The organism is Micromonospora sp. I033, from assembly GCF_053890995.1.
Genome location: NZ_JBSSLX010000198.1, coordinates 1 through 10,739, shown reverse-complemented (window position 1 = coordinate 10,739; position 10,739 = coordinate 1). Strand labels below are relative to the sequence as shown.

The 10,739-nt window shown below is 74.2% G+C and carries 8 protein-coding genes; 2 read left to right on the top strand and 6 right to left on the bottom strand.

Annotation, left to right across the window (positions count from 1 at the left end; all coding sequences use genetic code 11):
* The first annotated feature begins 718 nt into the window (after positions 1 to 718).
* Positions 719 to 1,720 (top strand): NAD-dependent epimerase/dehydratase family protein, encoded by a 1,002-nt coding sequence (locus ACW0Q9_RS24905; RefSeq protein WP_456185255.1) that lies wholly within the window; start codon positions 719 to 721, stop codon positions 1,718 to 1,720.
* Between the two features lie 27 nt (positions 1,721 to 1,747).
* On the opposite strand, the gene ACW0Q9_RS24900 is transcribed toward ACW0Q9_RS24905, so the two are convergent.
* A complete protein-coding gene (locus tag ACW0Q9_RS24900) occupies positions 1,748 to 2,722 on the bottom strand; it encodes an Acg family FMN-binding oxidoreductase (RefSeq protein WP_456185253.1) in 975 nt (324 codons plus the stop codon).
* A 187-nt stretch (positions 2,723 to 2,909) separates the two neighbouring features.
* Between ACW0Q9_RS24900 and ACW0Q9_RS24895 the strand changes: the two genes are divergently transcribed.
* Positions 2,910 to 3,548, top strand: coding sequence for a response regulator (locus tag ACW0Q9_RS24895; protein ID WP_456185251.1), 639 nt, complete (start codon positions 2,910 to 2,912; stop codon positions 3,546 to 3,548).
* A 19-nt stretch (positions 3,549 to 3,567) separates the two neighbouring features.
* On the opposite strand, the gene ACW0Q9_RS24890 is transcribed toward ACW0Q9_RS24895, so the two are convergent.
* From ACW0Q9_RS24890 to ACW0Q9_RS24870, 5 genes are all read right to left on the bottom strand, one after another.
* Positions 3,568 to 5,238, bottom strand: coding sequence for a GAF domain-containing protein (locus tag ACW0Q9_RS24890; RefSeq protein WP_456185257.1), 1,671 nt, complete (start codon positions 5,236 to 5,238; stop codon positions 3,568 to 3,570).
* A 93-nt stretch (positions 5,239 to 5,331) separates the two neighbouring features.
* Positions 5,332 to 6,339 carry an Acg family FMN-binding oxidoreductase gene (locus ACW0Q9_RS24885; protein ID WP_456185249.1) on the bottom strand — a complete coding sequence of 336 codons (1,008 nt, stop codon included), beginning with the start codon at positions 6,337 to 6,339 and terminating at the stop codon, positions 5,332 to 5,334.
* 133 nt (positions 6,340 to 6,472) lie between these two features.
* Complete coding sequence (locus tag ACW0Q9_RS24880; RefSeq protein ID WP_456185247.1) at positions 6,473 to 7,339, bottom strand: universal stress protein; 867 nt, start codon at positions 7,337 to 7,339, stop codon at positions 6,473 to 6,475.
* Entirely contained in the window at positions 7,336 to 9,738 is a 2,403-nt protein-coding gene (locus tag ACW0Q9_RS24875; RefSeq protein WP_456185245.1) for a phosphoketolase family protein, read from the bottom strand. Before ACW0Q9_RS24875 ends, ACW0Q9_RS24880 begins: the two co-directional genes overlap by 4 nt.
* Positions 9,739 to 9,866: 128 nt before the next feature.
* Positions 9,867 to 10,700 (bottom strand): universal stress protein, encoded by an 834-nt coding sequence (locus tag ACW0Q9_RS24870; protein WP_456185243.1) that lies wholly within the window; start codon positions 10,698 to 10,700, stop codon positions 9,867 to 9,869.
* Between the last annotated feature and the right edge of the window lie 39 nt (positions 10,701 to 10,739).

Below are 10,739 nucleotides of genomic sequence, written 5' to 3'. Positions count from 1 at the left end.
CGTACGGATCACCCCGTCGCAGTTGACGCCCACCCACCATTCCGCCACCACGGTGCCGCCGACCACCCCGGAACCGGACACTCCGCCCACGCCGACACCCGTCGGCGGAACACCATGTAGGTCACCGGGCCTCGAAGACACACATGACGTTCCGCTCAGCGCACCAAGCCCGATGGGAACCGGACAACCCGCCCACGGCGAACCGTCGGTGGAACACCATGGGTGTATCCCGGCCCTGGAGACACACATGGTGTTCCACTCAGGCGCACCACGCCCGATGGGAACCGGACAACCCGTCCCAGGCCGAACCGTCGGTGGAACACCATGGGTTTATCCCGGCCCCGGAGACACACATGGTGTTCCACTCAGCGTCCCCAGGCCAAGGGAACCGGATTACACCGCAGGCCCAGCAAGGCGCGGCCGCCTTGCTGGGCCCGCCGGCCGGCGGGTCGGCGCTCGGTCGGCGGCGTCGGTAGGTTGCGGCGGTATCGACTCCAGGTCGGCGAAGGCCTGGCCGCCCCCACCCGAACCGCCCTCGCCAGCGTCGATCATGAAGTTAGCGCCACTGGAAAGCGCATTCCAGCGCGCTAACCTCATGATCGACCCCAACTGGGCGCGGGCGGGGGCGGGTGGACCAGGGTGCGGGTTCTGCCCTCGGCAGATCCGCTCACCGTGAACATCGCTCATCTCAACCGGCGGCGGGCGGCAGGGTGGACGCATGAGGCTGCTGATGCTGGGTGGTACGGGATTCGTCGGTGGGGCCGTGGTGAACGAGGCGGTACGCCGCGGCTGGTCCGTGACGGTGTTCAACCGAGGGCTGCACGGCAGCGTGCCCGAGGGCGTACACCGGTTGCGGGGTGACCGCACGGCGCCGGACGGGCTGGCGGCGCTGGCCGGGGGCGAGTGGGACCTCGTGGTGGACACCTGGGACGGGGCGCCCCGGGTGGTCCGGGACACGGCGCGCGCCCTGCACGGGAGGGTGCCGCACTACGTCTACGTCTCCAGTGGCTCGGTCTACGCGCCGCCCGTCGGGCTGGGTACGGACGAGGACGCGCCGGTCGTCGCGGCCGGGGCGGACGCGGGCGACGGGGACTACCCGCAGAACAAGGCGGGCGGGGAGCGGGCCGCGGTGGCGGTGTTCGGCGACCGGGCGCTGCTCGTGCGGGCCGGGCTGATCCTCGGGCCGGGCGAGGACATCGGGCGGCTGCCCTGGTGGCTGCACCGGATCGCCCGGGGTGGCGAGGTGCTGGCCCCCGGCCCGCGCGACCTGCCGGTGCAGTACGTCGACGCGCGGGACCTGGCGATCTGGCTGCTGGACCGGGGGATCGAGGGCGTCGGTGGGGCGTACAACGTGGTCAGTCGGACCGGGCACACGACGATGGGCGAGCTGCTCGACGCGGCCGTGGCGGTGACCGGCTCGGACGCGACGCTGCGCTGGACGGAGCCGGACGCGCTCCTGGCGGCGGGTGTGGAGCCGTGGAACGACCTGCCGATCTGGGTTCCGCTCGGGCACGAGTACCGCTGGTTGGAGGAGCGGAACGTCGAGCGGGCGCACGCGGCGGGCCTGGTCTGCCGGCCGGCGGCCGAGACGGTCGCGGACACCTGGCGCTGGCTGCGCGAGGTCGGCCGGGTGCCGGCCCGGGCGGGGCGTCCGGCGCGGGCGCCCGTCGGTCTGGCCCCGGAGCGCGAGGCGGCCCTCCTGGCCGCCCTACCGGCCTGACCACCGGCCGGCCTGACCGGCGGTCGGTCAGGCCGGCACCACCGGCAGGTCGAGCACGTCGTCGACCGGGCGGCGTGGGGTGGGGCGGCCGGGCTGGCCGAACCCGATCCGCATCACCATCTGCGGCGTGCCGAACCGGCCCAGGGACAGCCGCAGCGCCTCCCGCGCTCCCGGCACCTCGATCGGCTGGGAGAGCATCGACACGGCCAGCCCGGCGTCGGTGGCGGTGAGCAGCACCCGTTGCAGGGCCTGCCCGGCGATGATCTGGTCGGCGGCGGTGTTGCCGGCCGAGCCGAGCACGGCGACCAGCGGTTCGGGTTCGAAGTCCCGCCCGGGGGCGCGGTCGCGGCCGCCGAAGCCGCGCTGCGGCAGCAGGTCCTGCGGTTCGCTCTGCGGCCCGCCCGCGGCGGCCGGCACGCCGTCCGGGGACGGCTCGGAGCGTGTCCACTCGGTCCGCTCGGTGACGTACGCGGGGTCGCGCTCCAGCACCCGGTGGGCGCTGCGGGCGATCTCGGCGAAGGCGTTGACCGCGCTGGTGCCGATGACCAGCTCCAGCCAGCACTGCTCGGCCCGGGCCGCCTCGCCGAGGCGCCAGCGCGCGTCGGCGGGGACGGGGTCGGGCCAGAACGGCGCCCGGTTGCTGAACCGGCGGGCGATGGCGCCGTGGAGGCTCCGCTCGGTCGGGGTGGCGCGGCGCGGCACGTCGGGGGACAGCCGGGCCACCACGTTCGGGTCGCCGGGGTACGGGCGGAGCCGGACGGTGGCCGGGGTGCCCGCCACGGCGAGCGCCAGCCGCAGGTTGAACAGGGCCGCCCCGCAGGCGATCCGCGCGCCCCAGCCGCTCGGGTCGCTGACCGGCAGCCGGCGCGGGGGGTCGACGGCGAGTTCGATCGCGCCGTCGACGAGCCGGAACCGCCACGGCTGGGTGTTGTGCAGCGACGGCGCGCGCACCGCGTCGGCGGCCGCCCCGCGTAGCTGTTCGACGGTGTAGCCCGTGGTCATGGTGCTGCTCCCTCCGTACGGGCGGGGTCGCCCTGCCGGTCGGTCCATTCCCACGGTCCGTCACGGGCAGGGTGGTGAGCAGGGCCGGAGGTCCCCACCCGGGTGGGTCCGTCTGCCCGCCGCGGCACCCGACGATCGGGACCTTCGGCCCGTGCGGGTCGCCGGGGCGGGAGGGTAGAAAGGACGGATGATCCGGGTGTTCCTGCTCGACGACCACGAGGTCGTCCGTCGTGGCCTTGCCGACCTGCTGCAGAGCAGCGGCGACATCGAGGTGGTCGGCGAGTCCGGCTCGGCCCAGGAGGCGTCCCGCCGCATCCCGGCGCTCCGCCCCGACGTGGCGATCCTCGACGCCCGGCTGCCCGACGGCAACGGCATCGACGTCTGCCGCGACATCCGCGCCGTGGACTCGTCGATCAAGGGGCTGATCCTGACCTCGTACGAGGACGACGAGGCGCTCTTCGCGGCGATCATGGCCGGTGCCGCCGGCTACGTGCTGAAGCAGATCCGCGGCACCGACCTGGTGGACGCGGTCCGGCGGGTGGCGGCCGGGCAGTCCCTGCTCGACCCGGCGATCACCACGCGGGTGCTGGAGCGGATCCGCAGCGGCGTCGAGCAGCCGCGCGAGCTGAAGTCCCTCACCGAGCAGGAGCGGCGGATCCTGGAGTACGTGGCCGAGGGGCTCACCAACCGGGAGATCGCCGGCCGGATGTTCCTCGCCGAGAAGACGGTGAAGAACTACGTGTCCAGCGTGCTGGCCAAGCTCGGCCTGGAGCGGCGTACGCAGGCGGCGGTGCTGGCCACCCGGCTGCTCGGCAAGACCCGCTGAGGCGCGGGCGGGCGCACGCTCAGTCGCGCAGCGGGACGCTCCAACGCACCTCGGTGCCGTGCGGGGTGACCCGGCCGAGCTGGAACTCGCCGCCCAGCCGCGCGGCCCGCTCGCGGAGGTTCACCAGGCCGCTGCGGGCCACCTCCGGTTCGCAGCCGATCCCGTCGTCGGTGACCGTGACGTGCACCCAGCCGGCGTCGACCCGCACCCGCACCGACACCCGGTCGGCCCGCGCGTGGCGTACCGCGTTGGAGAGCGCCTCCCGGAGCACGGCGGTGAGTTCGGGGCGGAGCTGGTCCGGGACGGCGCTGTCGATCGGCCCGACCAGCTCCAGGTCGGGCCGGTAGCCCAGCGACTCGGCGGCCACCTCGACCGCCTCGCGGATCTCGGTGCGCAGCGCCGCGCTCATCGGGGTGCGCAGCTCGAAGATGGTGCGGCGGATGTCGCGGATGGTGGCGTCCAGGTCGTCGACCGCCTGGTTGATCCGCCGGGCCACCTCGGGACGGGCGTTCATGGCGCCGCTCTGCAACTGCAGGCCGGTGGCGAAGAGTCGCTGGATGACCACGTCGTGCAGGTCGCGGGCGATCCGCTCGCGGTCCTCCAGGACCACCAGCAGCTCCCGTTCCTCCTGGCCCCGGGCCCGCTCCATGGCCAGCGCGGCCTGGCCGGCGAAGCTGCCCAGCAGGGCCACGTCGTCCTCGGCGGCGGGACCGTGGTCGGGGCCGTGCGCGATGACCAGCACGCCGTGCAGGGTGTCCGCGGCGGCGAGGGGGGAGACCACCGCGGGCCCGGCGACGACCGGGTGTGACCACGGCGCCGCCTCGGCCAGGTTCTCCAGCAGCTCGTGGCGGCGCTCGGTGACCGAGCCGAGGAAGGTGGTCTCGTCGGCCGGCAGCACCGCGCCGACCAGCTTGGGGGCGCCGGCGTCGGCCCCCTCGACCACCTCGACGGTGAACTGGCGCTCGTCCTCGTCGTAGAGCAGCACCAGGGCCAGTTCGGCCCCGGCGACCTCCCGGGCCCGCCGGGCGACCAGGGTCAGCGCGTCGGTGCGGCGTACCTCGCCGAGCAGCACCGAGGTGATCTCGGCGGTCGCGGCCAGCCAGCGTTCCCGCCGGTGCGCCAGGTTGTAGAGGCGGGCGTTCTCGATCGCCACGCCGGCCGCCGCGGCGAGCGCGACCACGATCTCCTCGTCGTCCTCGGTGAACTCCGCGGCGCCCTGCTTCTCGGCCAGGTAGAGGTTGCCGAAGACGTGGTCGCGGATCCGCACCGGGACGCCGAGGAAGCTGTGCATCGGCGGGTGGTGCGGCGGGAAGCCGTAGGAGCGGGGATGCCGGGTGATGTCCGGCATGCGCAGCGGCCGGGGGTCGTCGATCAGCAGGCCCAGCACGCCCCGTCCGTGCGGCAGCTCACCGATCTCGGCGTGCAGCTCGTCGCTGATGCCGTGGACGATGAAGTCGTGCAGCAGCCGGTCGGGGCCGATGACGCCGAGCGCGCCGTAGCGGGCGCCGGCCAGCTCGCAGGCCGACGCCACGATCCGCTGGAGGGTGCTGCGCAGGTCGAGGTCGGAGCCGATGCCGACCACCGCGTCGAGCAGGGCGCGGAGCCGCTCCCGGTTGGTGACCACCTCGCCGACCCGGTCCAGCATCTCCTGGAGCAGCTCGTCGAGCCGCACCCGGGACAGCGGGGTCAGCCCGAGTGACGGGGTGACGTGCTCGTTCCGGGGATTCGGTGCGCTGGTCACCGCGCGATGCTATCGCCCGGTGAGCCCTCCCCAGGAGGCCCGCTACAGCAGTTTGCCGCGCACCGCCGAGGTGTCGACGGTCTGCGCGGTCTCCAGCCGCGGCGTGTGCGGGGGGCCGGCCTGCGTGGGATCGGCGAGGCCGAGGCGCATCGAGATGTACGGGAAGCCCAGGCCGGCCAGCATCTGCCGGAGCGTCTGGCGGGTGCCCTCGACCTCCACCACGCCGGAGAGCGGCACCAGGGACACGCCGTGCCGGGTGGCGGTGAGCCAGGCGGCGGAGAGCCCCTCACCCGCGCGCAGCCAGCTGTCCGACTCGTCGTCGGCGCCCCAGAGGATCCCGTAGACGGCGGCCCGGTCGTGCCCCTCGCCCACGGGCAGGGTGCCGGGGCCGAAGTCGCGGGCCGGGACGGTGGTCCGGGGGGCCTGCTCCGGCCGCACCTCCGGCGGCACCCCGGTGCCGGCGGCGGCCCGGCTGGTCCAGTACGCCAGCTCCTCCTGCAGGTCCGGGCTGCCCTTCTCGACCTCCGCCGCGTGCTGGGCGGCGGCGGCCAGTTCGAGCTTCTGGCTGTCGTCCAGCACCTGCAGGTTGACACCCTCCCGGGTCGCGGCCCGGTCGATCTCGCCCAGCACGGCGGTCGGGATCGGCTCGTCGCTGACCGGCCGGCGGTCGGTGTGGCGGACCTGGATGCACTGGACCGTGCGCATGGCGTCCGGGTCCGCGCCGGTGGGCTTCAGCCCGGTGAGCCGGGCGACCAGATCGGGTTGGCCGGGGTCCGGCATGCGCTCCACGACCGGCGTCCAGCCCTCGGCGGCCAGCGCCACCCGGGCGTGGTGCAGCGCGACGCCGCAGCTCAGCACCAGCAGCCGGCCCTCCGGGTCCAGAACGCTGAGGTGACGCTCCCGGACCACGCGCAACTCCATCGCGTCGGGCAGCACCGTCCAGTGCCACGGCTGGGTGTTGTGCACCGAGGGGGCGTGGCCGGCCATCCCGGCGGCCTCCGCGAGCGCGGTGGCCAGCGGGCGATAGGGAGCCGCCGTCTCGTCGCTCATCGTCATGACCTTCCTGTCGGTTCGCTTTTGCCTCGTGCCGGGTCGGGTTGCCGTTCCATCCTGGGCCATGTCCGGGGCGGCCGCATGTGTCGCACGACCCGCCGTCCGGGTCCTTCGACCCGGACGCGCCGGCTCAGCGTTCGCGGACCACCGCGACCGGGCACGCGGAGTGCTGGATGAGCTGCTGGCTGACCGAGCCGAGCAGCATCCCGCGCAGCCCGCCCCGGCCCCGGCTGCCGACGACCACGAGCTGCGCCTCCCGACTCGCCTCGACCAGCAGCGCCGCCGGGTTGCCCGGGCTCGCCACCACCTCGACCGGCACGCCGGGGAAGGACTTCCGCCAGGGCGCCAGGTCCGCCTCGGCGGCCGCCCGCTCGGCGGCGTTGGCCTCCTCCGGGTCGAAGCCCGAGGGCGCCCACCGCTCGCCGGGCGGTTCCCAGACCCGCAGCGCCCGCACCGGCACGTCCCGCTGCGCGGCCCGCTCCACCGCGAAGCCGAGCGCCTGCACGGAGGACGGCGAGCCGTCCACGCCGACCACCACGGGCCCGGACGTCGCCTGCTGGCCGTCCCGGACCACGATCACCGGGCAGTGCGCGTGGGCGCTGACGGAGACGGCGGTCGAGCCGGCGAGCAGCCCGCCGAAGCCGCCATGGCCCCGGCTGCCCAGCACCAGCATCCCCGCCTCGGCGGAGCGTTCCTGGAGGACCAGCGCGGGCGGGCCGTCGAAGACCTCGCCCCGCACGGTGAGCCCGGGCCGTTCGGCGGCGGCGTCCGCCGCGGCCCTGCGGACCAGCTCCTCGACCTGCCGCCGGGCGGTCTCGTCGGGCCAGACGCCGGGGGCGACCCCGGGGCCGAGCCAGCCGGCCACCGTCAACCATTCGAAGACGTACGCCAGCCGGACCGGCCGGCCCGATCGGCCCGCCTCGTCCAGGGCCCAGTTCAGGGCCACCGACGCGTCGGCGGAGCCGTCGTAGCCGACCAGGATCTCGTCGCCGCTCATGCCCCGCTCCGCAGGCCCGGGTCGGTCTCCCGGATCCAGCGCCACTCGGCGACCCGGGGGTCGTCCTCGCCGTGCTGGCGGGTGTAGTCGCGGCAGGACTGCCGGAGGTCCACCATCTCCTGGCGGAGGTGGGCGGCGCGCGAGCGCAGCCCGGGCAGCCGGTCGATGACGTCGATGACCAGGTGGAAGCGGTCCAGGTCGTTGAGCATCACCATGTCGAACGGCGTGGTGGTGGTGCCCTCCTCCTTGTAGCCGCGGACGTGCAGGTTGTCGTGGTTGGTCCGCCGGTAGGTGAGCCGGTGGATCAGCCACGGGTAGCCGTGGTAGGCGAAGATGACGGGCTTGTCGCGGGTGAAGATGGTGTCGAACTCGCTGTCCGGCAGGCCGTGCGGGTGCTCCGAGGGCGGCTGCAGGCGCATGAGGTCGACCACGTTGACCAGCCGCACCTTCAGGTCGGGCAGGTGCCGGCGGAGCAGGTCGGCCGCGGCCAGCGCCTCCAGGGTCGGCACGTCGCCGGCGCAGGCGAGCACCACGTCCGGCTCGCTGCCGTCGTCGGTGCTGGCCCAGTCCCAGATGCCCAGGCCGCGGCGGGTGTGCTGGATGGCCTCGTCCATGGTCAGCCAGTTGGGCGCCGGCTGCTTGCCGGCCACCACCACGTTGATGTAGTGCCGGCTGCGCAGGCAGTGGTCCATGGTGGAGAGCAGGGTGTTGCCGTCCGGCGGCAGGTAGACCCGGACCACCTCGGCCTTCTTGTTGACCACGTGGTCGATGAAGCCCGGGTCCTGGTGGGAGAAGCCGTTGTGGTCCTGCCGCCAGACATGGCTGGAGAGCAGGTAGTTCAGCGAGGCCACCGGCTCCCGCCAGGGGATCTGCCGGGTCACCTTGAGCCACTTGGCGTGCTGGTTGACCATCGAGTCGACGATGTGGATGAACGCCTCGTAGCTGGTGAAGATGCCGTGCCGGCCGGTCAGCAGGTAGGCCTCCAGCCAGCCCTGGCAGAGGTGCTCGGAGAGCACCTCCATCACCCGGCCGTCGGGGGAGAGGTGGTCGTCGCCCGGGAGCCGGCTGCCGACGAACGCCCGGTCGGTGACCTCGAAGGCGGCGCTGAGCCGGTTGGAGGCGACCTCGTCGGGGCCGAACAGGCGGAAGGTCTCCGGGTTGCGGGTGATCACGTCCCGGATCCACGGGCCCAGCGCGCCGGTGGCGCCGGCCATCGGGGTGCCCGGCTCCTTGACGTCGACGGCGTAGTCGCGGAAGTCCGGCAGTTCCAGGTCGCGCAGCAGCCGCCCGCCGTTGGCCACCGGGTTGGCGCTCATCCGCCGGTCGCCCCGGGGCGGCAGGTCGGCCAGGTCGGCGACCGGGCCGCCCGTGGCGTCGAACAGTTCCTCCGGCCGGTAGCTGCGCAGCCAGCGCTCCAGCTCGGCCAGGTGCGCCGGGTTGTCGCGGACCTCGTCGATCGGCACCTGGTGGGCGCGGAAGGTGCCCTCGACCTGCTTGCCGTCGACGTCCGTCGGCCCGGTCCAGCCCTTCGGCGTACGGAGGATGATCATCGGCCAGCGGGGGCGCTCGACCGCGCCGCCGGAGCGCGCCCGGCGCTGGATCTCGGCGATCTCGTCGACCGCCCGGTCCAGCGTCGCGGCGAGCGCGTGGTGCACCCGGGCCGGATCGTCGCCCGCCACGACGTACGGCTGGTAGCCGTTGCCGCGCATGAGTTCGAGCAGGTCCTCGGCGGGAATCCGGTCGAACACCGTCGGGTTGGCGATCTTGTAGCCGTTGAGGTGCAGGATGGGCAGCACCGCCCCGTCCCGGGCCGGGTTGAGGAAGACGTTGGACAGCCAGCTCCCGGCCAGCGGCCCGGTCTCCGCCTCGCCGTCACCCACCACACAGGCGACCAGCAGGTCCGGATTGTCGAACGCGGCGCCGTACGCGTGGCTCAGCGCGTACCCCAGCTCGCCGCCCTCGTGGATCGAGCCCGGCACCTCCGGCGCCACATGGCTCGGGATGCCGCCGGGGAAGGAGAACTGGCGGAACAGCCGCTGCATGCCGGTCTCGTCGCGGGGGATGTGGTGGTAGAGCTCGCTGTAGGTGCCCTCCAGCCAGGTGTTCGCCACCAGGGCGGGGCCGCCGTGGCCGGGGCCGGTGACGAAGATGGCGGACAGGTCCCGGTCGACGATGACCCGGTTGAGGTGCGCGTAGAGGAGGTTGAGGCCGGGGCTGGTGCCCCAGTGCCCCAGCAGCCGCGGCTTGATGTGCTCGGGCTTGAGCGGCTCGCGGAGCAGCGGGTTGTCGAGCAGGTAGATCTGCCCGACGGTGAGATAGTTCGCCGCCCGCCAGTAGGCGTCGAGCCGGCGCAGCTCGTCCTCGGTCAGTGGGCTGTGCAGGTCCAGAGCGGTGTCCATGCTGCGTTAGCCTCTCGCGGCTCGGGGTCTCTTGCCACCCGGGAGCGGATCCGCCGCCCCCGGCACGTCCAGCCTCGTCCGCCGGCCGGCCGGTCGGGCAGGGCCGTAGGTCCCGGGCCGGGCGGGTGTCATGACCCCTCCTCCTCGTCCGGGTCGAGTCCACGGACGACGATCACCGGGGCCGGCGAGTGGTAGAGCAGCGTCTGGCTCACCGCGCCCAGCATGCCCCGCAGCGGCTCGTCGCCGCGCGCCCCGACCAGCGCCACCTGCGCCGAGCGGGACTGTTCCACCAGGACGGCGCCGGGTTCGCCGCGGACGGTGTGACACTCGACGGCGACACCGGGATGCCGTGCCCCGTAGCGGGCGACGGCCTCTTCGAGCAGGCCGTCGTCCCCGTCGGGACCGTGGTTGGGCTCCACCACCCGGATGACGAGCAGCCGGGTGGACCGGTGTTCGGCGCAGTCGAAGGCGTATCCCAGGGTGGCGCGCGAGCTCTCCGACCCGTCGAAGCCGACCAGCACCGGCCCCTGCGGGGGCGGTTCGGTCCGGGCGACCAGCACCGGGGAGCCGGCCCGGGCGGCGAGCTGCACGGCCGGCGAGTCGGCCGGTACGCAGGCCACGCACCCGGCCATGCCGCCGTCACCGACCGCCACCAGGAAGGCCGAGTCGGAGGCCCGGACCAGCGCCTCGACCGGTGAGCCCTCAGCGATCTCGTCGGTGACGGGTATCGCCGGCGCCACCTCGGCGGCCGTCCGCCCGGCCTGCTCCAGCAGCTCCTCGGCGGCGGTGCGCGGGCCGCTCACCGAGAACGACTCCATGGCCGCCGCCCAGTTGAAGGCGTGCAGCAGGTGCAGCGGCCGGTCGTGCGCGGCGGCCTCCCCGGCGGCCGTCCGGACCACCTCGAGGTCCTCCGCCGAGCCGCCCACGCCGACCACCACCGCGCCGTGGGTGGGTGCGGGCATCCCGGCTCACCTCCCGACCGCGCTCTCCTCACCCACCGT

What these genes read in the sequence shown, in the direction of transcription:
- ACW0Q9_RS24900 (WP_456185253.1), bottom strand. Translation starts at nt 2,722, where the DNA reads ATGACCACGGGCTACACCGTCGAACAGCTACGCGGGGCGGCCGCCGAC.
- ACW0Q9_RS24885 (WP_456185249.1), bottom strand. Translation starts at nt 6,339, where the DNA reads ATGAGCGACGAGACGGCGGCTCCCTATCGCCCGCTGGCCACCGCGCTC.
- ACW0Q9_RS24895 (WP_456185251.1), top strand. Translation starts at nt 2,910, where the DNA reads ATGATCCGGGTGTTCCTGCTCGACGACCACGAGGTCGTCCGTCGTGGC.
- ACW0Q9_RS24870 (WP_456185243.1), bottom strand. Translation starts at nt 10,700, where the DNA reads ATGCCCGCACCCACCCACGGCGCGGTGGTGGTCGGCGTGGGCGGCTCG.
- ACW0Q9_RS24905 (WP_456185255.1), top strand. Translation starts at nt 719, where the DNA reads ATGAGGCTGCTGATGCTGGGTGGTACGGGATTCGTCGGTGGGGCCGTG.
- ACW0Q9_RS24875 (WP_456185245.1), bottom strand. Translation starts at nt 9,738, where the DNA reads ATGGACACCGCTCTGGACCTGCACAGCCCACTGACCGAGGACGAGCTG.
- ACW0Q9_RS24880 (WP_456185247.1), bottom strand. Translation starts at nt 7,339, where the DNA reads ATGAGCGGCGACGAGATCCTGGTCGGCTACGACGGCTCCGCCGACGCG.